The sequence below is a fragment of the Mesomycoplasma ovipneumoniae genome (assembly GCF_038095975.1).
Taxonomy (GTDB): domain Bacteria; phylum Bacillota_I; class Bacilli_A; order Mycoplasmatales; family Metamycoplasmataceae; genus Mesomycoplasma; species Mesomycoplasma ovipneumoniae_C.
The window spans coordinates 908,679-933,105 of the sequence record NZ_CP146003.1; the positions used below are offsets into that span (position 1 = coordinate 908,679).

Sequence of the window (24,427 nt, forward strand, 5' to 3'; positions counted from 1 at the left end):
AATCCAGATTGAGAAAATTTTAGAAATAGCGCTTTAGATAAAACCTTAGTAGATTATTTTAGAAAATATTCTAATGATTTTATCACATTTCAATATAGTAATAAAAATAACCTTTACAATCAAGCGCTAAAAAAACATGATTTTAAAGTTTTAACCTATGAAGATATCATAGAAAATCTAACCTCAAAGCAAAAAGATAAAATAATAGTGATATTCGTTCGTTTTTGTGCTGTACAATTTCTTATTAGAATAATCTAATCACAAATTTTAATAACTTTGACTATATTTATTTAATGGACTTAATAGTAAATTATTTAGAAAATTAAAAATTTAATTTGAATTTAAAAATTCTTTTATCTGGTTTGAAGGTACAAAAAAAGAAACACCTTGAACCGGTTTTTCATTTATAAGCCGAAAAGTCATGATACCAATTACTTTATTTTTAGTATTTAAAACAGGGCCGCCACTATTTCCTGGTTCAATTGTGATACTAGTTCGAACAAAATTTTGATTAGTTATTTTATTAGTTCCTGAGATAACTCCTTTGCTGATTGTCAAGCCAAGATTATGTGGATTTCCAATTGTAAAAATTTCATCGCCGTAACCAAAATTTTCTTCTATTTCAAGGTTTTTAACTTGTGTGTTTGGTTCCAAACTTAATATGTCATAGTTTGGTGAAATTTTTATAATTTTAGTTTTTTTGTAGTCTTTTTCATTTGCAAAACGGTAAAAAATATCAATTTCATCGCTATTTTCAAGAATGTGTTTATTTGTGATAATTTTATTATCTATAACAAAACCGGTAGCAAAAGACAATTCATCCTTTTTTTGAAGCTTAATTTCAACAATTGACTTTAAAAGGGCTTCATGGTTAATTTTTGGATTTAGTTTTATTAAATTATTTGTTAGTAAAGCAACGTTTGCTAACAAAATTCCAAGATTTAAAGCCAAAAATAAACCAATAAACCCGTATTTTTTAGTGAATTTTTTCATTTTATCTAAAAGTGTCTTATTCTTAAGCAATTGTAATTATAACCTATTTTTATTTTTGACCAAGCATTTTTTTTTTTTTTTTTGCAAAGGGTTAAATTTACAACAATAAAAATTAAGATTTTAGGCTCAAAAAACGCAGATTTTAAACTAGGACAAAGAAAAGTAACAGTTTAATATTATTATAACATCATAGCATATTGCTGTGGTGTTTTTCAATTTAAAATCGATTGAATTCTATAATTGTTGTATCAAAATATATAATCTGCAATTATTTTTTTCAGATCTTCAAAAGTTATTTTGCTATAGTTTAACTCGTTTAAGCATTCACTTTTTATAATTGAAAATCAATATTCAGCCTCCCTATTATCCAAAGAATTTCCTATGCGAGACAACGAAACAGTTCCTCCCATTTTATTTATTTTGTCAATATAGACTTTTGAAGTGTATTGAAATCCATGGTCCGAATGAATAACAAAATCTTTATCAATAGACCTGAATGTCTTTATATTATCCATAACTAAATTAAGATCATTGTTTACAGATAATTTAAAATCTCTGATTTTTTTAGTTTTATGCTCAATTATTACAGACAAAAATACATGGTTTTCCTTAACATCTCTGGGAGCTTTTATATATGTAACATCAGTAGCAAAAATATTTCTATTTAATTTATCATTGTAGTCGCGTTTAACAATATCCGGAAGTGCGAATTTGGTGTTCTTAATTTCGCTCTTTCTTCTTCGTTTTCTAATTTTGCATACTAAATTCAATCTTTTTAAATGTCTTCCAAGACTTCGAGGGTTAATGTAAATATTATATTTCATAGAAATATAAGCACTCAACCTTAGGCGACCGTATCTACCTTTGTTATCAAAAAAGGATTTTTTAATTATTGCATCATTTTTGTGCTCCTTTACTTTTATAACTCTAGTTTTAGATTTTGCCACTGATTGTCTACATACATTAAAAATTTTTGCAGATTTGCTGTAGGGAATATTTAGTGTTTTGGCTTCACTAAGTTTTCCTGATTTTGATTTATCTTTGTTGGTTTCGTAATATCTCTTAGCTATTTCTATTAATTCTTGTTTTGTAAATTCGTTTCAATCGGGTTCAATTTGTTTTTTAGGTTTGCCACTCCCTGGCTTTCTCCTTGCACCCTTTTTATCTAATAATTGGTCTTGCATACCATTATTATAATATCTAATAATTTTTTTGATTCTTCGAACTAGTTGATCTCTGGTTATAAAATTTGTATCTGGCGAAATATCATTTATATAATTTATTGTTTGTTTTAATCCAAATTCATTGTAAATTTTATAAATCATATCAAACTCGTCCTTTTTAAAGTGTCTTGACATTAGTATTCTCCTTTTTGTTGAATTTGAAAATTTAAAAAAGCTAACACTTTGGGTGTTAGCTTTCTCCTTAAACTTGGACAAAAAAGCCAACACCTTAGTGTTAACTTTCTCTGTCCTGGTTTAAAATCCGTGTTTTTTGACGCTAAAATCTTAATTTTTATTATTTTAAACTAACCTTTTGCAAAAAAATGCGTGGGCTAATAAAATTTGTGAATTGCCTCTTACCCCTAATTATACAAAAAAAATCTTAATATCAAAATTTTTTTTGATTGCGGCACTTTATAGTTGCCGGTAGCAACAATTTTTCCTAACGGAAAGTGCCACCTTTTTTTGTAAAATAAATATATCATAGATATATTTAAAAAGTTTAAAAATATTTTTAAAACAGCAAAAAAACGACAAAATTTATTTTTAAATTTGTTTTATTTCTAGTAATTTTCTTTGTTTTATTTACTACGTAAATAAACTAATTTTTAAAAATTTACAAAACCATAAAAATAATTAAAATTAATAAAAATAATAAATTTGATATAAAAATTTATTTTGACTTTTTAAAAAACAACAATTTAATAACCAAGAAGAAACACCTGTTTTTGGTATTCTTTGGGTTTCTAAAAAAATTATAAACTAACAAAATTAGATCAGAATTAAATTAGTATTTTTATACAAATGATTTAGTTTCAAGTTATTAAAATATCTATCAAAAGAAAAACTTGAGTACTTGATTTTAATATTAAATTTTACTAAACTAGCAACAAAACCTTCAGTGCAACTGCTTGCGCTTTTGAATGAAAATAGTTGGTTAATTGCTTCCATATTAGAAATTACATACCGCAAAAATTCCCCTACTTCTTCAATTTTTTGGGATATTTTACTAAAAAGTAAAACATGTTTTTCTGATTCAATCTTAAGATATTTCATTATTTGGCGTAGCTCTAAAACAACATCATTACTTTGTTTTTTCTCAAAATAATTTAATAACTTTTGATAAAGTTTTGGATATTTTTGCGCAAATAAAAAATGATTTAGGGAGTTATTATTTTTTAGCGAGACTAAGTCTGAAAGTTTTTTTAATAAATGAAATTTATCTAAAATGTAAATTGCGCCAAGGTGTTTTGATAACGTTTTAATTCATGGTGCGCCATCACCATAGACAACAATATCTAATTTTTTGCCATAAATTTGCAAAATTATTTCCTTAATTTTTGCTGCTAGCTCGTAAATATTTTGCGTTCTATTTCCTATTTTTCTAACTTGCAGAATGTTAGTTTTGCCATAAACTTTACCGTTTCTCTTACCTAAATATAAGACTAGCATTCTATTTTTAACCTTATAAGTTTTTCTATTTTCGACTACCCTGTGAAACGAATCATCAACTGCCAGATTAATATAACTTTGATTACTAGCTAATGTTTTAAAATTATAAATTTCATTATCTACGTTCAATCTTTTTAATATTAAGTTTACTGATCCAACCGAAATTACCTTGCTAAATATTCTGGAAAGGGAACTTCCATATTTCACTTCAAAGCATAAACCAATAATTTTTTCAATTAGTGAGTTTGTAATTGTTTTTCCTTTTTGAACCAATTCTTTGAAAAAATCTGAATAAAAAATTACTTTTTTCTGTCCTATTACTTCACCGTTTTCGTCGCCTATTGAAACTTTTTTTCAATACCGATTAACTTCAACTTGTATTTTTCCATATTCAGTTTTTAATTTTCGTTTAATTTTGGAATGAAGACCTTGGTCTTTAATCTGGTTAATTTTTTCCAAAAATTTCTTGTCTTCTTCCTCAATTTTTCTAACTAGATTTTCAAGTAAAATTGATTTTTCCTCACTATTATAAAAAGCAGGATTATAAAATTTATTCATTTATTTTCTCCTATTTATACTTTTTATATTATAATTTAATAATTAATTAATTGTTTATCGGAGAAAACAAAATGGAGTGAAAAACTTTTTTGTGACGAACCCTTGATATAATAACCTTACCTATTCAATTACCTTTTTTTATAATTGCACTTATATTCGGAGACATTCTTGGACCAATTTTCGTTGGCCTCGGGTATTTAATTTGAAGAGGTTTTTGGATAATTCTGGGTGCTTCTGTAATTGCGGGTTTAGTTGCTGGAGGTATTTTCCTTTATAATTATATTGTTAGCTCACCAGCAGAGAAACAGGAACAAAAAGGAGAAGTATTAGATAACAAACAAAACAAAAAAACTGATTTAAACATTAATGTTATTGGTAAAGAAAAATAAAAAACCAACAACTACAGAAGAAATTAAAACTGATAGCTTAAAAATTAAACACAAAATTTAGTAAAGGAAATCTAATTATGATAACAATAAATCAAGAAAAATTTGACACTATTTTCAAAGAAAAATTAATTAAAAATTTACTTGAAAATCGCAAAGATAAATTAATTGAATACGGCAAAAGCGAAAATGTTAATTTTCTTACTGGTCTAGAAGAATTAGAACTTAACTATGTTACAGCCCTTTATTCAGAAATGTTATTAGGCGATGATTGAGCCCAATTAAGACTAGAATCTATGTTTTTATCAGCAACAATAGATAAACAGAAAGCTTAAAACAACAAAAAAACATTCTCAATAAATTAAAAAAAACCCGGCAAAAAAACCGGGCGTTTTTTAATTTTAATGCAAAAATATTAGCTATTATATCTTTTGATTTTTCTACGATAAATAAAAATTCCAATAAGTCCTAAACTTATAACTGAAATTAAAATTATCGGTATAATTCATAATTTTGAGCTTGATGATTCGTTATTTTCAGAATTAAATTCAAATTCTTTTGGATTATTCAAATCAAATTTAAAATTATCCACATTGAATTTTAAATTTCCAGTAGTTAAAAAATTATTTGGTTCTAGTGTAAAATTAGATAATTTATTGTGCTTAATAGTATTTAGCAGATTTGTTAAATTTAATTCTTTAAAATAGTCCTTTAGATTTAAATTATATTTTTCGAGTTGATTATTTAAGCCGTCTATTATTTGTTTAGCTATTTCTTCTTGATTTTCGCTATCAATTTTAATAGTACCTAAATTAATTGAAGATAAATCATTCATTTTTGGAATTCTATTATTAGCGACAACATTTACAATTTTTAACTTCGCAAACCCTGGCAGTTTTATTCCTTCAAGCCCTAATTTAATTCAGCGGGCAAACTCTAAATTATTTGGATTTCCATTTTGTGGTCTGAAAATTTCTTCATTTTTTAATAATGGGTCAATCGAACTAAATCTAAAATCTTTATTAAAAACCAGTTTGCTATTTGACAAATCTTTAATTTGATTTTTTATATACTCAACTGCTTTTTCACTATCAGTTATTCCTTTTAAATTTATTATTTTTTCAGGTAACTGGTCAAAAATATTTTGATTTTCTATTGCTTTTTCTTGCAAGGAGTCCAGATCAAATTCAAATTTATTTTTGCTTAGATATAAATTTTCATCAAAAGTTCCAAATTCTATTTCAAATTTTGAATTATCTTTAAGCTTAAAAATTGAATAAATATTTGAATTATTAACCCATTGACTTAATTTACTTGGAATTAAATCTTGTAATTGTTTTTTACTTATATTTGGATTTTCCTTTAATAATTCTTCAATACCTTTTTCAATACTTTCGTGCAAATTAATTTCAGTTTTTCCGTTTTTTTCTTTTTGAATTACACTTTCGAGCTTAGGATTTAAAAATTGAAAATTTCTATTTCAATTTAAATCTTGTGATTTACTTAACTCGAAAATATATTTATTATCATGATTTGATTTTAATTCAAATTCTACCCGGGCTTTATTAGAACCATTACTAATATTTAGCGCTGATTTTTGATTTTCTGATAAAACGTCATTTAATTTTCCAAGATCTAAATCAAGGTTAATTTTTTGATTAACATTAGGTTGATTCTTTTTCAAATATTCTTCGATAGCATTATCTAATTTTTTTTCTAATTCATCTTGAACTGGATCAATAATTTTGCCTTGATCTAATTTGTAATTAATAAAACTTTTTCAATAGCTCATGATAGCTTCATAAGATAATTTATTAATTTTTTCTTGGCTAAATTTCCTTACCAATCTTAAATAAGTTGACAAATTTTGACCCGCCGGACTTGATCAAAAAGGAATAAATGCCGAATTATCAATTAAATCAGTAAATAATTTTTTATTGTCGTTATCACCAATTAAAAAAATTTTAAATCCGTTTTGCCCTTTGTTACCATTGTTGTCTTGTTTGAATCCTGTTCTATATAATCACAGTCCTTCTTTTGAAAAATAATTATTTTGGTTATTGTAAATATTAATTTCCTCGCCCTGAGAATTTGTAGAATTAGAAGAAAAATACGTTACATTATTTCCAAGAACAAATTTATTTGTTTGATTTTTATCAATTGCATACCTTTTAATTAAAGCTTTATCATTCTCAAAATTTTTAGCAAAAACTAAATTTATCCCTTTGCCAACAACGCTAGCTTCAGCAATAAAGCCTGTTTGAATTAAAGAATTATCAGGATAAAATATGGAATTATCAAACAAATTGTTATCAAAATTAACTCAAATTAATTGTTTTTTAGTTCCAGTTTTTGGATCAATAAAAGGGTCATAATTTGGATTTTGAATTGGATTATTATCACTATCTTTTACTTCATTTCCGTTAGCATCAAGCATTGTTGGACTTATTAATTCTTTTTGTTCTTTGTTTCTTTCTGGATCTCAAGCAAATCATTTTCCTTCTAAAACACTTGTAATTGATTTAATAACGATATCAACACGATAAGTTTTTTCAACCTCTTTGTTTTCTTTTGTGTTGTTATCTCTTTTAAATTTTTTTATTTCAATTTTATAAGTATTTATCCCACCGTTTTCCTTATCTTCTAGACGTAAATCTTGCAAAATAGCTTCAAAATTTGAATTAAGAACATCAACAGGCTTATCATTTATATACATTATTTCTGATTCTTCTTTATTTCCGGCAAATTGAACCTTAACATCTCCTAAAAATTCAAACTTGCCTCCATAGGTTAGATTTTTGTCGTTTTGTTTTGGTTGTTTTGAAGATTCTTCTTTTAATTTTTTTGCTTCTTCATCTTGATCAGTAATATCCTTTTTTTGATCCAATTCGCGGTATAAACCTTTATAAGAGTCAGAGTATTTATAAATTTGTGATGGTATAAATTTTAATCGATCACTAAATTCTTTTTTTCTAAAATATTCAGTTGGAACTCATTCAGTTTTTATATTGTTAGAAAGTTCATATTGTCAAATTTGACCATCAATTGGGTGTGTAAACTTAATATAAGCTCTTGTAGGATTACCAAAAGAATCATAATTGTATCAAAAACTAGCCTTATAACTATTATCGTTTTGAGTCTTAACTTTGTCAAACCATTCATTAACCAAATTATGGAAATAAGTTTTATTTGATTTTAAATTATTATTTGGAGGATTTTGTTCTTTAGGCGCAGGAGCATTAATACCTTTTTCAGCTCCTGTATCTGTTAGAATTGAGAATTTATTTTTAAAATTAGACTCAAAAGAATTTGAAATATTAGCTAAATATTTATTTAATTTATCAATTTTTTCGTTTTTGGTAATATTTTCTTCTCTTGCCGAATAATTACCAGAAGCAATTGTTTTAATTTTAATAATTTTGTTATTTTGAACTGTATACTCAAAATAAAGTTTGAAGTCATTTAGTTTAAAATTATTTAAGTCTCAATTTTCATTTTTAGAATTTTTTAAATTTTTAAAAAAATCAATTAATTTTTGCTTGACTCCCTTTTTTGAATTAGTATTTAAGAATATATTGTATTTTTTTGAATAATCTTTATTTTGAATATTTACATCTAAAACTGTGAAAAAAATATCTTCATTGATACTTTTTTCAAAATTTATATTATTAAAATGATGTGCAAAATTGTTATAACTACCTATTCCACCGAGTGTTTTATTTAAGGAATAAGTCCCGTCCTTCATTTTAATTAACTGTCTAGAATATCTATTATAACCCGTTGTATCATATTTATTTAAAATAAATTCATATCTACTAAATCAACTATCATCTAATTTAATCACTGTTTTTACTCGGTTACTCAATTCAACAGCATAATAGGTGTTTGCAAAGATTTCAATTTCTCATTTGCCTTTATTTGATTCATTCAAAGCTATATCAACATCATATTCTTGTTCAACATTAAATGTATTATTTACTGGTAAATATTCAGTATCTCATTGATCTTTTTTTATATAATTTGGTTCAACAATCGCTGATAAATTAAAAAAAATTGAACTTGAAAATACTAAAATTGGTAAAACTTTAAAAATGGTATTTTTCATTATTTCTCTCCTACAAAATGGTCTGTATTATTGTTTTCAGCATTTTCATCATAATTTTTAAAATTATCGTAAAAAACTTCCATTTCACGTTTTCTGCTTGCGTTTTTAGATTTTAAATGTGCTATTTTTACGCTCATGTCTTCTTCTAGTTTTTGAAAATAATAAAAATTTTCAGTGTCGTTAGGCGAAAATTCAGCAATATCTTTTTTTGTAAATTCGTACAACAAATTAATCAAAAGATTCACTTTTTTATTAAGCAGATCAATCATTAATTCATTTTCTTTTCTAAATTCATCCAACTTTAAATAAAAAGGTATTTGAGAAATATAGCTAGCTTTTCTAAAAGAGTAAAATACATCATTTTTTACTTCAGAAAATGATTTTTGAAAATTTTCTTTTTGCAGAATTTCTATCAAAAAATCCTTAATTACTACTGTTGGTTTTTTGCCATTTTGAAGTATTTTAAACTTTAAATCATCGATTAATTTTGCTTCATCAGGGTTTGTAAATTGCAAGAATAAAGCTGCTCGTTGAGTTTTTTTATTTTTCATTTTATATTCAATACTTTTCTTTTTGTTTTTAGTCATTTAATCTATCTCCTTTATCAAAAAACAATTCTTTTTCAATGTTGTTATAATAAGAACTCAATTTAAATCTATCAACTGTATTTACTGTTAAAAGCATGTCCCCAATTTGTGCTAAATTAATAAAATTTTTTTCTTCATCGGAAAGGCCGCCAACATTTCTATAAAGTAAATCTATTTTTTCAATATCTTTGGATTTTAAGTTAAAAAATATGGAGTACTGGCAATTTTCAATAATAGCTTCACTTTTTCGAGCAGCTTCTCCGCTAATTGCAAAATCACCGGGATTTTGTGTTGTTATTATCAAACCACCATTGTATTTACGAATAGTTTTTGCAGTATCAAACAAAAAATTGAGGGCAAATAAATTTGACTCATCAACGAACTTATGCCCTTCGTCGACAACTAGAACAATTTTTTTATCATTTTCTTGATAAAAATCAGAAATTTGACCTTGAATAAATGATAAAGCTAGAAAAAAAGCAGCTTGATATACCCTTTTTTCTAGATTCATCAAAGAAGCAACGTTAAAAATAGTAAAATTAGAATTTAGATTTTCTGCATTAGATATATTATTAAACATTCGACCAAGGACAGAATATTGGCCAAAATCGATTTCAAAACTTGCTATTAAAACTTTTTTATCATTTTCAGATAAATAATCAAAATCAGTTTTTCTAATAGTTTGAATTAAATCAGAAATTATTGGGTTTTCATTATTTTCAAGCTTGGTTATATCTTTATTATTGAGTTCAAAAAAACCATAACTTTGGTATAAAATTTTTAAAGAATTTAGAATAGCAATAAAATGAACATTTTTTAAACTAGGAAAAATTATTTTAAAAAAAGTTTCAAGCTTGGATATGTGTAGCGCAATTAAATCCGGATTTGAAAAAATTTCCTCGGTTTCATTTGGGTTAAAAGTTTTTCTAATTTGCAATGGATTAAAAACAGTTAAACCGCTAGAGTTTAAATGAATTATATTAGCTCTTAAATTTTTACCTATTTTTGCATATTCGTTTTGTGGATCTAAAATAATAACTGAATTTCCGACCCCAATATTGTAAGTAACTAATTTTTTTGTAATGGTAGTTTTCCCTGAACCTGAGGTTCCTAAAATAAACAAATTTGAGTTTTTTCTTGAACTTTTTTGGTAAAATTGGTCAAAAAATAAAGGTGTGCCATCAGAAAAATTAGTTCCTAAAATATTATAATTGTTGTCATTAAATTCGCGTGTTGAAAACGGAAATCCTCAGGCGATGTTATTTGAAGGCATTTCAATCCGTTCTTTTAAAGTATCAGTATATTTAAAAAAAGAATTAACATATGCATTTAATTGATTAAATATTAATGTATGGATAATTGATCCTGAATTTTTAACAATTTGCTCATTTTCACGTTCAATATTTTTTAAAGCATCCTTAGAATTTGCTTGATTTACAAATAAGAATGTTGAAAAAAATATATTTTGACCACTTGCAGCTACATCGACAACGTTTTCGATTGCTTCTTGTTCTAATTGGTTTTTTCTCCGATTTAAAACACTTGCATTTGTTTCTTCAGAATTTAAAGAAAGAATAGAATAAGCTCGATTTAAAATTTTATCTTTTTCGCGATCAGATAACTTTTGAATGTGCCAGACAATATTTGATTGAGAATTAAAAAAATTATTGGCTCAATACGGAGGTAACTCTAAAGGAAGTTCAGAAACTCCTTGGATGGAGAAGTATTTGTTCATTGACTGAAAATAGGTAGGTTTCCAACGAATTTCTGATAGTGAAAAAGCGCTTTGAATGTTTTCTATTGTTGGATTTTTAACCAAATCTTCTATTTGTTCTTTTGAAAATTTATCAAAAGGATTTAAAATTCCGACCGCTAAATTTAATAATTCATCAATTTTTAATTTCTCAGCTTCAATTTCAATATGCGCTAGTTTTTGTTTTAATATATTTATTTCAAAAGTCAATTCGTTTTCTCTTTCATTATGAACAATCAAATAATAAGAAAATTTCATCTGACCTTCGAAGGTATAATTTAAGTCTTCTTCATAAGAATCACATATTTTTTCGCCAAGATTATTAGTACAAATATTAAAATTTTTTTGCAAATGTTCTTGATTAGTTTCGATATTATTTTGCTTAGCTATTTTAACAATTGAAATTTTTTGGTTTATATTATTAATTAAATTTGCAAATTGAAGCAAAATCGACTTTTGCTGGTCTTCATCATAACTAAAAATTTCAATTCCTTTTAATTTTAGTCCACCAATTCAACCACCATCTGTTTCAATATAATTTTTGTTAATTGATAAATAAGGTATTAAATTTTTTGAGTTTGTAGATCCACTTACTGATGAGCTATATTTTCTAGGCATTGAAATATATTTAAATCAGTAAAATAGAATTTGTCACCCACGAGCTTTAAATTTTGGAAAATGAAAAATCATCGGCAGACCTAAAAAGGAAAATAGAATAAGAAAAATTAAAATTTTTAAAAGAAAATGCAGCTGAGTGTTAATTGCAAAACTACACACTAAACAAAAAACAACTATTGTAAATAAAACTAGAAGATCAGCTATTGAAAAGTTTTTAAAAAATAGTACCTTAATTTTTTGAATTGGTTTATTCTGAACTTGTTTTTTCATTTTTATCCTTATTTTTTGCAGAATTTCTATATTCTTCTGCTAGTTTATGAGAGTTAGTTTTCTCAGGTTCTTCTTTATGTCTTTCAGTTCTTTGAACGGTTGTGTGTAAATTATTTGATCTTTTTAAAAATTTTTCTGCTCGATCATTTCTTTTTTGGGTTTTTTCAGCAATTCTTTCTTTTATTTTTGCTTCTTTTCGATTTAAACGAATCATTTTATTTTCAGCTTTGTCTAATTTTTTCTGGTCAAAATCTGGAAGATTGTATTCTTTTTTATAATTTTCAAAATCAATTGCTTTTTGAACCTTATCTATTTTTTGCTGATTTTTGTTGATTTTTGCTTCTTTGTTTTCAATACCTCTAATATTGTGTCTGAATAACATTTTTGAGCCTAGATATTTTGCTTCCTCAATTACGCCTAAGTCTTTTCCTTCTTTATAGGCGTTTTTTGCTCTTCAAGCTCTGGTTAAAATATTTTTATGTTTGTTTTTCTGTCAACCCGATCTAAAAGTTTGACCAAGATTTCCCCTGTCATCTTTAAGTTTTTCTAGCATTTCGCGTTTTTGAGTTCGAGTTATCTCGCCTTTTTTAAAGGCGTTATTAATTTCCTCGCGTTTTGCATCATGATACCCACTTAATTTTTTGAGTCTTTTTACACCTTTTCCAGCAAGAACGCTTGAAGCACCAAGTAGTCCAGCTGTTATTCCGATCCCTTTTGTTGTTCGATGAGCTCATTCTTGTTGCGAACGCACAAAGCCCTGCCCGCCAAAGTAGCTGGCAAATTCTTCGCCAATTGTTTTAATTGCGATTCCGCCACCTAAGATCATCAAAAAACTAAAAAAGAAATTGAAAATTCATGGACTAACAAGTTGGCTTTTTATTTCAATATTTCATGCTTGGTTGGTTGAAAATTCAGCTCAAATAAAGAAAAACGAAAAAGAAAGTTGCGAAATGATAATTACTCAAAATTTACCTCAAAAAGCTTGCATATATTTTTTGAATAACTTTCCTTCGTCGCTAATTTGAGATATTGAAAAAACAGGTAATAAAAGTAGTTGGTAGAACATTTGTGCGATATTTGCGACTAATGAAATTACTGTTGAACCTAAAAGTCATGCAGTGATTAAGGTCGAAAGAGCGATTAAAAAAATTATTTTAGGACCATCTCCTCACTGAAAATTATAATAAATATCATATGAAATTATTTGTCCACTTGCTAATGATTTTAAATCACTATCAGTTAATTTAGTTCTAACTTCAGGCGGAAGCGCTCCTTTAACAAATGAAGAAACTAATGAATTATGATAGCCAAGTGAATCTTTTATAAGATTAATAATAGAACTAACTATTATTAAGCCAAAAAACAGAAAAACAATGAATAAAATTGGAAAAACAATAGAAGCAATCGTTTTTATAATAACGTTTTTTAAACTTGAATCATAATTTTGTTTACCAGCTAAGAAAAAATTTCTAACTAACCTTTGTAAAATTAAAAAAATTATTAACGAAACTGCAATAGCAGTAATAATTCAAAAAACAATAGGAATTTGAGAAATACTAAATTCTTTTGAACCACCGAAAAATATATTTTTTAATAAATCAAAAGAAATTGAGCCAAATAATTCAGTTATAATATTTAAAATAGTGACAAAAGGTCAAACTAAAAGTCCTCATCCAACTGCAAAAAAACCGTAGGCAATTGTATTGATTATACCGAAAAGCATTTAATTTATTGTTTTGGAGTTGATGAAAGTGTTTCTTTAATGCCTTCGGTAAAAGAACCAGTTAAATTAGTAATTGCGCCAATAACCCCAACACCAACAACTAGTAATAAAATAATAGCCCCAAAAATTCAAGCTGATTGCTTAATATTTCGGTAAATAACCTTTTTTTGTTCTGGCCCAGCAAATTTTGCTTGCAATAATCTGGCCATAAATCAAATAATGGAAGCAACCACAATAATTCCGGTAACAGCTGAAACGCCAATTAAGGCATAGCCCATTACTGCATTTGAAACACCATTAACTGAATCTTTAACTTTGTCAAGATTTTGTTGTATTTGGCTTTGTTGTTGAAAAAGTGAAATAAAAGTTTCCATTTTATTTTTTCCTTTCAATAGAATATGATATTTTTAAAATTTTTGCTAAATAATATAAGAGAATAAAATAGGAGTCTAAAATAATAAAAAAAGAGTACTAAAAAATAGCATTAATTAAAAAACAAACAAAAATTAAATAAAATAAATATTAATTAGAAGTAGAAGCAGATCCAACTATCTCTGGATTATTGTCTTGAGTTGATTCAGAACTAGAAGAACCGGAAGAATTAGAAGAAGTAGATGAACTTTCAGAACTAGAATCATTTGAAGAAGAATCTATATTTTTAGAAGCTGGATGTGAAAGAATAGATTCTTTGTATTCTCAACCATAAAATTCTTTATAATTATCTTTTCATTCTTCTCATTTTCTTAAGGAAATAGGATTATCTTTTCCATCATCAGTTTTTTTCTCGTCTAATTCTACAAATTTTAGACCACCCATTAAAGGGTAGACATATTCATCAAGAAAAACATTATCAAGTCAACTTTTTAAAGGCCCAATTTTTTCAGTATCAGAAGCTTCTGAATTATATTTTCAAATCAAAGGTGCAATTTTTGAATTGTATACCTTAATCAAATCAGCAGCAAGTGATTGCATATCTACATTTTGGCCTAAATCAATATTAAAAACTAAGTCTTTTCTTAAACTTGTGTGACTATCTGGTAAGAAAAAAATTTGATACTTTCGAAAAATATCTAAAAATATGCTTTTAAGATTATTTTCAATTTGGTCTTTTAAAGATTTGGTTTTATCGTTGATGTTAAATAATCTTTGCTCTAATTTGCTAAGAGTTTTCATTAATTCAGCTGCTGCATATTGGCCATTATAATTTCTCTGAATTCTTTGAATTAATTCAAGTAAAGAGTATCAATGTCTTTCTGTTGGACTAGGTTTATAATTTGTTTCGCGATAATAATCGTCACGAAAATACCTAATATAATTTCATATTCTTTCAGTTTTATTACTAACTAACTTTTCGGATTTTAGATAAAGATCCATATGTCTTGGGCTTGCAAAGGCATTACCAAACATAAAATCATGAACTAACATTTGTTTTTGAACGTAAGTTTTGTTTTCACGTTCTTCTGGAGGTAGTTCTTTTTTTACTATTGGCCAATATTCATCTGTTTCGGGATAATCAAATGCAATAGTTTGATCAAAACCGGCATTTTTGTCTTTTAGACCAGTTTTTTCGTTAAAATCTTGCATTATTTTATCTCAAGCCGAAAAGTTTTTATTAGAGTTATATTCTCCAAGATTTTCTCAAGTATATTTTTTTAATTTTTCTTCCAAATAAGATAATCTTTTATAATATTCCTCTTTAAAATTGCTTGAACCTGCTTTAATATTGCTATCTTCTAACATAAAAGGTAGTGATTTATAATAAAATCAGTAATTTGATAAACCGTATTTGTTATTCGGGCTAGAAATAAAACTAGCATCACCAATTTCAGTTACATAATTTTTATCTCTTGAGTATAAATTTTGTGGAATTTTTGGATTTTTTTTAATACCGTTAAAACCAAGCAAAGAATCATTAATTATTTCAGAATAAGTTTGATTTAGTTCTGAACCTGGAACACTAATTGTTTGTTCAGTTTTATCTTGTTCTTTTCCTTGTGTATTTACAGAACTCTTAGATCCTTTTGGTAAAAGGGTTTCAGTTATATTTTTTCTAACTTCAGTATAAGGATCAATACATGAAATTAAAAATAAAGGGCTACTTAATCCAAGAATTAATAAATATTTTAGTTTTGATTTAAGAGAAAAAGTCAACATAAGTTTTAAAAACTCCAAAAATAATTACGACAATTAAAATTACTCAAAATCCAAGAAATATTAATTTTCTTTTTGGATTAATTTTCAAATATGACTTAAATCTTTCTGATTTAAATAAAAAGTAATAACCAAAAGAAAATCAAAAAACAAATGAAAGTGGTGCTAAAATTAACATTGCAACCGAATTCATACTATAAATTATACCTTTTTTTAAAAGAATAAAAGAAATTAGCAAATAAATTCATATATTTTTTCTATTTTTGTTTGTTTTTAATTAATTTCTCGATTAATTCGATTTGCTGTTTTCGTGTGGCAACTTCAGCTTCAAGTTCAGCTAAAAGTAATTTTTTTAAATCTTTTAAAGTATCCATATCCGAATTTTGCAACATTTTTAGTTTTTCATGTAAGACATTTAGACTATTTTCTTTTTTCATTTTGTTTCCTTTTCTAATTAATATATATAAAACTATTTATAGTTTTTCTAAAGTATATATAAGCCGATTTTTGGAGAAACACTAAAAATTGACTTATATTTGGTTTTTAATTTTTTTTAGTGTATAATTTTAAATTTGAAGAACCAAGAGCTTTGAATTTCAATTCCGGCCTTGTTGCCGAATAATCAATCTTTTGTCTTGATAAAAAGATTTGTATTTTGGTTTTTCGTGATTAATTTTTCAATGGGCACCCTTATTTTTACATCAGCAAGGTAAATAAGAAAGCCCATTTTTTGATTTTCTAAGCAAATAACAAGGTCTCTTAATTACGTATTCAAAAATTTTTTTAATTTTGACAACTATTGTTTTTGAAACTTTTCACTCAAAAATATTTTTTGATCAAAAATAAACTTTGTTATTCTGAAATTGTCTATATAAATTTTTTTGAATGGTTTTTAAGCTGATAGAAATTAATTGTTTTTCATATTTAACTGCTTTATAATAAGTATTTTTGTCTAAATTAACGCTATGGATTAACTTTTTAGAAATAGTTTTATTTTCAAATTGAATTTGAATATTATTTTCTGAAAACCATTTTAGTGCCCTGGAAATAGTTTCATTGCTTAATCCCAAATTTTGGAAATATGTATAAGAATTTTCTACTCAATAATTACTATTTTTTCAGTTATTCAATTTGAAATTTTTAATTGCTAAATTTTTCAAATACTGGTAAACTCTAAAATAATTTGATGAAACTAAATTTTCAAAACTAATACATAAATCTAATATTTTTTTAGGGATATAATATTTTTTTAAATCAAGCACGCTAACAACAATTAATTTATTAGCTATTTTTTGTGTTTCAATAATATTCTCTTTAGCTAAATAATTTAGAATTTTATAAATAGTTTTAATATTTCAAGTTTTAGACTCTCATTTTGCATTTAACTTTTCTAAAATTTGTTTAGCATCTAAAAACTTACATTTTTCTCCTATCTTTTTAAATTCAAAATCTCTAATTACTCAAAACACATAAAAAAGGTAAGAAGAATTAGAGCAAAAAATTTTTTTATTTTTTTTAGAAGTGTTTTTGAATTTTGTGGTATAATCAATTATGCTCATTTGGTAACCTGTCTTCTAATTGCTATTTGGGCGCGTTTTCGGAGGCTGAAAAGCTTCTTTTTTTATTTCCCAAATTTTTGATTTTTTAGTTCAGTTAATTGAATTTCCTTTTTAACTATTTGATTTTTAATTGAACTTTTATAACTATCATCAACTCATTGCTTATCGGAATTTAGAAGTAAATTAAGTGAATTAATTTCTTTTTCGATTTTTTCTACTAATTTAAAATTCAAGTCATTTTTTACTTTTTTATTTGCAACTAAATTACTTTTGTTTTCACTAGAATTAACTAAATTTTTTAATTTATCAATCATTTTCTTTAGTTCGTTGTTTAGTTCATCTTTTTCAATATCAAGTTTTTTAAAATATTTTTTGTAAACTATTGAATATTCGATTATTGTTTTATCTAACTCTTTTTGGTCTAGTATATTTTTTTGAGCACCATTTATAAAATTTCCGCTTTCGCCATTTAATTTTTTTTCAAAATCAAATTCAATAAAATCAAAATTAAAATTAACTTCTTTGTTTTCATAAAAACTTTCCAAGCTTTTCTGCGGATGATTTCAAATTTCATAAGCAAAATTCGTCTTTATATGAATTGGCTTTAACCCCGTGACAAAGACTCATGATTGTTCAGGTGGCATTTGTGCTAATTTATTAACGCTTATGATATTTTCTTGAGAAACTGTTTCAGAATTAGAAGTTTGATTAGATTTTTCGGCTTTTTCAGAATTTGAATAGGATTTTTTAATTACGTCTTTTTTCCCAGCGAATTTAACGAAGGTTTCAATCGATTTAATGTCGTTGGATCTGAAGTAAATTTTCAAAGCAGAATTTGATAAGATAGTATCATTTTCCTTACCATATTTAGTCAGTTGCTGAATATTTTGCAAAACTAATGCAAAATAAATTCCATAAGACGCGGCTGTCGACATTTTGGTCGACATTTGATAAACGGAAGGCAAATTTCCAAATTCATCACCCAAAAATAGAAAATCTCTAAAATTTCGTCGGTTTGGTTTAGAATTTGCTATTGAAATTAAAGAAGAATAACAATTGTTTATGATCGAAGGGATCATTAGTTGTCCGATATTTGAATCGAGTTGAAACGTAATAAAAACTGCAAAAGGTTTAATATTTGAATTAAATTTTTCTTTAAAATCAGGATCTGATTGTTGTACTAGTTCGTCAAAATTTGTTTGATCTTTTGAAGAGAACATTTTTAGGCCTATTGAGTTAAATTTTGAAATAGCGCCATAAGCATTCACAAGTATCGAAGTTAGAGTATCTGGATTGGTGCTGATAAACTGAGCAATTTTTTCATTATAGAATGAAGAAAGTTCTTTATTATTTGAATTTTTACAAATTTCAATTCAAGGTCCTTTGACAAAATTATGAAGTGATAAAAAATAAGCAAAATTTGCAAAAACATATTTTTCTTTGGTAAATGTTTTATCGATATTTGAATAAAGAAGTAAATATCAACCTATTATATAAATTATCTCTTGAGCTTGTTTTGATCAAAAACTGTCTTTACTATTGTTATCCCACTCGTGAATAGATTCGATTGTTTTTTGGAGTCAACTTGATGCAACATCATAATTTTGTAGTTTTTCTGCTTCAGTTTTATAGGGAGAATGAAATTTGTCTCAAATCAATGATAAAAAATTTATTCCCCGAGATTTGCCTAAATTTTGAAAATCCAGCAAAACAATTTCATAACCTTGGTTTTCAATTTCCTCAGAGAGGCTAGTAAAAAGTTCACCTTTTGGATCAATCACCATTAAATTAGGTCTTTTGTTTTCGTCTTTGATGTGAATGTTGTATTTGATTGTCGGGATAATGAATTTTTGAGTTTTCCCAGATCTTGTGTCACCTAAAATAAAGGCATGAGAATTTGAACAAACATAAAAATCGACTTCATTAGTTTTTTTATTGACTAATTCAGTTTTTATTACTCAACCAGATTTTTCAGAAATAGTGCTTTTGTCTTTTTTAATTAAACTTAATTTTTTTTCTTTTTGAACTAAAAATAAATTTTTAAATTCTGTTTGACTACCTATTTTTTCAATTTCATCGAAAAGTAAAAAAGTTTTGTTCAAGTCTTTTGAAAAAAGTTTTTTTTTGTGGCGTTCGAAAAAATGAATAATAAAATAAAAAATAAATGAGCTAAGAAATGCTATTAATAAAATTCAAACAATTTCTTTTCAGTCCAAAATTAATGAGTAATAAGCATTAAAAATATTTTTAATTGGATTAAATTTCTTTGCAAAAATCCAAGGCCAAATACCCAAACAAATTAAAAATGGAGCAACAAAACTAATGATAGCAATTATAATTTTTTGTAATGCTTTTGGAAATTGTTCTAACTTCATTTTAAATTAACCTGTGATTTTTTTTACTGTTCTTTTATATCAATAAACCAAATTTATTTCTTTTTTAGGCTTATCTTCTTGGTAATAGGAAAAGAAAGCGTTTTGATTGTTAATTTTTTGCAAACTAGTTTTTTTATCTTTGTTATTTTTTCTATTTATTTCTGCAAAATCAAGTTCTTTATTAAGTTTTTTTAATACAATGTTACGGTTTTGGTAAAAAAATTCCTTTTGCTCCTTATCAATGATATTTTTTGCGTATGAGATAACTTCAAAATCTTGCTTTTTTTGATATTCGCTAATTTTGTTTATAGTTTCGTTAAATCTATAAATTAAATTCTTAGTCCTTAAGTCGGTATCAAGAATTTTTTTGAATAATAAATTGATTGTCTCTTTTTTTGACTCGTCTAAATATTTGAAAAATTTAGACCGCTTTTGAGAATTAGAATTTAAAATTTTGTTTTTTTCCAAAATATCTAAACTTAAACTAGGGAAATTTTTTTCTTCTGAAAGTTTTTTAATTGAGTCAAATAATTCTGGTAAATTCTTTGCACTTTCAATTGAGTTTTTATTGCTAGAACTTATTTTTTCAGAATAAACATTTGAATACTCAATAATGGATTTTTGCAATTTTGGATCTAAGCTTAAATCGCGCAAATCAAATTCTTCAATTGCTTTTTTAGTTTCTTTTTTAATTTCGCGCAGGTCATTAACTAAATCATATAAATCTTCTAAATTTTGCTTTGGCGATAATGCAACTAAAACTCCTTCAGCAAGATTTTTTGCATATTTAAATTTTTCCCGTTTGTCAAACCTTAATTTGCCATCAAATTTAATAGTCTTTCTTTTTTCGGAAATCCATAAATGAATATGGGGGTGGTTAGTATTGTAATGAACCCCAGCAAAAATATTTAAATCCTTAATTTTTAAATTATTTAATTTTAACCATTTATTTATTTCAGGACTTAAATATTTGCCATGTTCTTCTAACGTTGAAATTTTGTTTTTATGTATTAATTCAATATCTTTAAAACTAATTACATAAGACCAAACTGTTTGATCTTTACTAACTCTTGTGTTTTTTTTAGCTTGCTCAACCGGGACTATTTGGCTCTGGCCATCGGGTAAAATTTGTAATAAATTTTTTTGTAACTCAACTCCATTTCTAAGATCTTTTTTTTGCTTTTCTAAAATTGATTTTAAATAAGAAGCGTATGCTTTTGGCGATTTATCTTCTGCTGTTTCCCAAAAATTTTTAACTAAATAATTATTTTCTTCGGCAATACAAGCATCGAGCCGAGAAATATATTCAAGAAATTCTTTATTGCGATAAATAGCCTCAAATTTGGATCGAATTTCTCAATCTTTAGATCTTGAATTAAAAGCACCTTTAAAAAGCACAAGCACTTCATTTTCGAATCCAGCCATTTTTAAGCTTTCTGTTTATCTATTGTTGCTGATAAAAACATAGATTCTAGTCTTAATTGGGCTCAATCATCGCCTAATAACATTTCTGAATAAAGGGCTGTAACATAGTTAAGTTCTAATTCTTCTAGACCAGTAAGAAAATTAACATTTTCGCTTTTGCCGTATTCAATTAATTTATCTTTGCGATTTTCAAGTAAATTTTTAATTAATTTTTCTTTGAAAATAGTGTCAAATTTTTCTTGATTTATTGTTATCATAATTAGATTTCCTTTACTAAATTTTGTGTTTAATTTTTAAGCTATCAGTTTTAATTTCTTCTGTGTGTGGGTTTAAATCTTGCTTTAAAGCTAATTTGTTGTCATATGACTTAGCAGCAATATTAAAAATTTTAGTAAATTGAATAAATTGGCTTGCTCGAGCATACTGGGCGTATAAATATTCAATTGAATTCATGTCTTGGGTTAAAAAATAATACATTAGCCCTTCGTGTGATTTAGACAATTTTTTAGGTTCCCAAAAATTATCTTTATCTAGTTTAACAAATTGAATATTTTTAAAATATCAGTCAGGCTTTGCTTTTTCAAAATCTAAATCATTAGTTTTTTTAAATTCATTTCTCATTGTTAAGTATGAATTTTTTTCAACCCAACCCGAAAATTTAATTGCATCATTTTTAATTTTTTCAGTAATAATAGGGTTAGTTTTAGAAAGTTCAATTAATTGAATTGATAGTTGTTTAACGATTTGTTCATTTTTTTCATTAGAAAAAAGATTATCTCTATATTTATTGTTTCTTGGCGTATAAGAAAATTTAGAATTAGTTTTTGGTAGTTCATTTAATTTATTGTTAGAAACTAAATATTCAATTAATATTTTTTCACTTTTTTCGATTGGTAAATTTGCGAAATCAGGAATATGTTCTAAAATTAAAGGATATAATTCTGCTTGCTTTAATTTAGAAAGATTTATTTTTATTCCTCAGTATTTTTTGTCTAGTTCCATTGTTAAAACCTCTATTTTTTATTATTTAGCAAAAAAATCTTCTAAAAAGTTTAATTGCTCTTCTTTTGTTACTTCAATATGTTTTTTTGGATCTAAAGGTTGATCTAAATTTGTTTGTTCTTGACTTAAATCCCAGCTATCAAAATCAAATTCATCTAAAATATTTGTAGTATTATTTTGGCTTAAGTCATCTTCTTCAGGTTTGTCAAAATTTGGTTGACTTAAATTTAAAGTTTCAAAATTTTTATCCTTTCTTTTTTCAAATTGTTTTTTTGTTTCAAGTAATTTAAAATCTTCTAAAATTAAGGTTAATTCACGTTTATTATTTTTAACAAAACTTCGAAGCTTACATCTGACTGCCAGAGGCGAACCTTTCGTGATTCATTCAGCTAGTTTTAAAAACTTTTCGTTAAAGCAAAAAATAGTAAAAAAATCGGTTTTAGAATTATCCCCAACTGCTAAATTAAAATAGATGTAATGTTTATTATTAGAGGATTTAAAGTTTACAGAACTCGTTAGTCTACCAATTAAATTGACTTGATTTTCCATCTTAACTCCTTTCTTTCATTATTTATATTCGTGAGGAAATTTTTCATTATTTTTTAAATCTAAAGAATGATTAGGTTTTGAATGATTTTTAGAAATTATTTGATAATCCTCGATTTTAATTTCCAGATAAAAAATTTTTTCGTTTTGAGGATTTTGAAAACTTGAAAGACTAACTGGACCTTGAACAAAAATTAAATCGCCAATTGATATTTCATTAGTTATTTTAGTTTTCGAGCCAAATCCAATAACATAAAAATTAGTAGGTTTTTGACTGTTTTTATTTTTAACTTCAATTTTAAATCTAACAAAATTTAAACTTGAATTGTTGGTTTGGCTGAGAAAAGGAGCTGAAACAACTTGCCCGACAACCAAAACTTTGTTTAACATTATTCTATTCTCCTTAAATTTAGTCTTTTTTTATTTTTTGAACAAGAGCAAAAATGTATTTTTTTTCAAAATCAAGTTCTTTTTGCATTTCAGAATACTTTGAAAAAAGATATTCAATTGAATTATTATTTTTTAAAAATTTAATAAGGACTTCTTTTCCCGATTTTGCATAATCAAAAATTTCATTATTTTTTATTTGTATAAAATTTATATCCTCATCTATTTCTAAATTAATATTTTGAATCATTGCTAATTCAACAGGTTTTCAATCTCCAAAATTTTCTGCTTCATCTAAAATATTTAGAAATAATTCTTTGTCTTTGCCTGTTTCAAAATCTTCAATTATTGTTTTTATTAATTCATCAAGAATAAAATTTTTTGTTTCTTTATTCAAATCTTCAAGCTGCCCTTTGAAATTTATGTATTTATCATCGAAAGGAAATTTTCGAGTTAAAAAACACACACGATTTCTAGTTTGCAAAAAACTATTTAAAAAACTTAAATTTTCTTTGCTATTTTCTTTGAAATAAAATTCTAGAACTTCATATTTATTTTTTGCAAAAATGAAGTTGCTAAAACTTTTATCAACTTTAATTCAATTACTAGAAATTAGAAAACCGAGATTACTAATTATTTGCTTTGCAATAACAATATCTATTTCATTTAATTCGACTTGTTGTTTTATTAGTTTTATAAAATCGCTTTTATTTACTCAACCATTTTCAAAAATTTGATTCTCAAAAGTTGTTCAAATCAAATTAATTTCATTCTCTGGTAAAAAATATAAATTTTCCGGAACAAAGTTGTTACTAAGCATAATAAAAAAACCTCTTTTTAAGAGGCTTAAAATGTTCACAAATTTTAACAGCTTACAAAAATGCTTGGTATAAAATAAAATTATGTTATAATAGTTCTCGCTAAGAATAAATTAATAAATTTTGGTATTGAATTAAGGGGGAATTAGTTATGTTTTTCACATAAAAAAAATCAGAAAATCTGAATTTTCCATTATGTTTTTAAATATAATGGATTGCCTTAAATTTACCCGTTTAGAAATCTATAAATTTAAGGATTTTGGTTATTGTTCTTTCAAAACTTCATATGTTTTTTTAGGCTCAATTTAAATAAAAACGAGTTTTCTATTTGCATTGAGTTTAAATAGTAGTTGTATTTTTTTATGATTGTTGTTGTTTTACCCATAAATTGATTTTTGTCAGTATTTTAACTTAAAAAGGTAGTTTAAATATTTTATAATTTTGATTTTTAAGGTAAAATTTTAGCTTTTTTAGTTTGCTTTATTTGATTAGTAAG

The 24,427-nt window shown here is 25.5% G+C and carries 21 protein-coding genes; 2 read left to right on the forward strand and 19 right to left on the reverse strand.

All coding sequences use genetic code 4. The annotated features are described in order from the left end of the window. Positions 1–330: 330 nt before the first annotated feature. The 3 genes from V3255_RS03235 to V3255_RS03245 form a co-directional block, all read right to left on the reverse strand. Complete coding sequence (locus V3255_RS03235; protein ID WP_341516236.1) at positions 331–993, reverse strand: serine protease; 663 nt, start codon at positions 991–993, stop codon at positions 331–333. 179 nt (positions 994–1,172) lie between these two features. Then, positions 1,173–2,351, reverse strand: a complete 1,179-nt coding sequence (locus V3255_RS03240) for an IS3 family transposase (RefSeq protein WP_341516237.1) — start codon at positions 2,349–2,351, stop codon at positions 1,173–1,175. A 636-nt stretch (positions 2,352–2,987) separates the two neighbouring features. Then, positions 2,988–4,226, reverse strand: a complete 1,239-nt coding sequence (locus V3255_RS03245; protein WP_341516238.1) for an Mbov_0401 family ICE element transposase-like protein — start codon at positions 4,224–4,226, stop codon at positions 2,988–2,990. A gap of 71 nt (positions 4,227–4,297) precedes the next feature. On the opposite strand from V3255_RS03245, the gene V3255_RS03250 reads away from it, so the two are divergent. Next, positions 4,298–4,615, forward strand: a complete 318-nt coding sequence (locus tag V3255_RS03250; RefSeq protein WP_318050512.1) for a hypothetical protein — start codon at positions 4,298–4,300, stop codon at positions 4,613–4,615. A gap of 77 nt (positions 4,616–4,692) precedes the next feature. Continuing rightward, positions 4,693–4,947 (forward strand): hypothetical protein, encoded by a 255-nt coding sequence (locus V3255_RS03255; RefSeq protein WP_333503665.1) that lies wholly within the window; start codon positions 4,693–4,695, stop codon positions 4,945–4,947. Between the two features lie 80 nt (positions 4,948–5,027). Here V3255_RS03255 and V3255_RS03260 read toward each other — a convergent pair whose 3' ends face one another. The 16 genes from V3255_RS03260 to V3255_RS03335 form a co-directional block, all read right to left on the reverse strand. Continuing rightward, positions 5,028–8,717 (reverse strand): Mbov_0399 family ICE element protein, encoded by a 3,690-nt coding sequence (locus V3255_RS03260; protein ID WP_333503485.1) that lies wholly within the window; start codon positions 8,715–8,717, stop codon positions 5,028–5,030. Beyond that, on the reverse strand, positions 8,717–9,304 hold the full coding sequence (locus V3255_RS03265; RefSeq protein ID WP_157356425.1) for an Mbov_0398 family ICE element protein: 588 nt from the start codon (positions 9,302–9,304) through the stop codon (positions 8,717–8,719). Before V3255_RS03265 ends, V3255_RS03260 begins: the two co-directional genes overlap by 1 nt. Then, on the reverse strand, positions 9,297–11,945 hold the full coding sequence (locus tag V3255_RS03270) for an Mbov_0397 family ICE element conjugal transfer ATPase (RefSeq protein ID WP_341516239.1): 2,649 nt from the start codon (positions 11,943–11,945) through the stop codon (positions 9,297–9,299). Before V3255_RS03270 ends, V3255_RS03265 begins: the two co-directional genes overlap by 8 nt. After that, positions 11,923–13,668, reverse strand: a complete 1,746-nt coding sequence (locus tag V3255_RS03275; RefSeq protein ID WP_337902985.1) for an Mbov_0396 family ICE element transmembrane protein — start codon at positions 13,666–13,668, stop codon at positions 11,923–11,925. Before V3255_RS03275 ends, V3255_RS03270 begins: the two co-directional genes overlap by 23 nt. Before the next feature lie 5 nt (positions 13,669–13,673). Further along, positions 13,674–14,042 carry a hypothetical protein gene (locus V3255_RS03280; RefSeq protein ID WP_333503481.1) on the reverse strand — a complete coding sequence of 123 codons (369 nt, stop codon included), beginning with the start codon at positions 14,040–14,042 and terminating at the stop codon, positions 13,674–13,676. Positions 14,043–14,190: 148 nt separating this feature from the next. Then, positions 14,191–15,822, reverse strand: coding sequence for a hypothetical protein (locus V3255_RS03285; RefSeq protein WP_333503480.1), 1,632 nt, complete (start codon positions 15,820–15,822; stop codon positions 14,191–14,193). Then, positions 15,803–16,012, reverse strand: a complete 210-nt coding sequence (locus V3255_RS03290) for a hypothetical protein (protein WP_277446696.1) — start codon at positions 16,010–16,012, stop codon at positions 15,803–15,805. The genes V3255_RS03285 and V3255_RS03290 overlap by 20 nt, the downstream gene beginning before the upstream one ends. Before the next feature lie 64 nt (positions 16,013–16,076). Continuing rightward, positions 16,077–16,256, reverse strand: coding sequence for a hypothetical protein (locus tag V3255_RS03295; protein ID WP_333503479.1), 180 nt, complete (start codon positions 16,254–16,256; stop codon positions 16,077–16,079). 129 nt (positions 16,257–16,385) lie between these two features. Further along, positions 16,386–17,378, reverse strand: coding sequence for a hypothetical protein (locus tag V3255_RS03300; RefSeq protein ID WP_333503478.1), 993 nt, complete (start codon positions 17,376–17,378; stop codon positions 16,386–16,388). A 62-nt stretch (positions 17,379–17,440) separates the two neighbouring features. After that, positions 17,441–19,753, reverse strand: a complete 2,313-nt coding sequence (locus V3255_RS03305) for a type IV secretory system conjugative DNA transfer family protein (protein WP_337902987.1) — start codon at positions 19,751–19,753, stop codon at positions 17,441–17,443. A 6-nt stretch (positions 19,754–19,759) separates the two neighbouring features. Continuing rightward, positions 19,760–21,178: a hypothetical protein gene (locus V3255_RS03310; RefSeq protein ID WP_341516240.1), complete on the reverse strand. Its 1,419-nt coding sequence runs from the start codon at positions 21,176–21,178 to the stop codon at positions 19,760–19,762. 2 nt (positions 21,179–21,180) lie between these two features. Beyond that, positions 21,181–21,435, reverse strand: a complete 255-nt coding sequence (locus tag V3255_RS03315) for a hypothetical protein (RefSeq protein WP_333503665.1) — start codon at positions 21,433–21,435, stop codon at positions 21,181–21,183. Positions 21,436–21,451: 16 nt separating this feature from the next. Beyond that, a complete protein-coding gene (locus V3255_RS03320) occupies positions 21,452–22,180 on the reverse strand; it encodes a hypothetical protein (RefSeq protein ID WP_277446691.1) in 729 nt (242 codons plus the stop codon). 21 nt (positions 22,181–22,201) lie between these two features. Then, positions 22,202–22,729 (reverse strand): single-stranded DNA-binding protein, encoded by a 528-nt coding sequence (locus V3255_RS03325; RefSeq protein ID WP_318050892.1) that lies wholly within the window; start codon positions 22,727–22,729, stop codon positions 22,202–22,204. 18 nt (positions 22,730–22,747) lie between these two features. Next, the gene (locus tag V3255_RS03330; protein ID WP_258825294.1) at positions 22,748–23,116 is read right to left on the reverse strand and encodes a single-stranded DNA-binding protein; all 369 of its coding nucleotides are present in this window, start codon (positions 23,114–23,116) and stop codon (positions 22,748–22,750) included. Positions 23,117–23,135: 19 nt separating this feature from the next. Further along, positions 23,136–23,933 (reverse strand): hypothetical protein, encoded by a 798-nt coding sequence (locus tag V3255_RS03335; RefSeq protein WP_333503666.1) that lies wholly within the window; start codon positions 23,931–23,933, stop codon positions 23,136–23,138. Positions 23,934–24,427 lie beyond the last annotated feature (494 nt).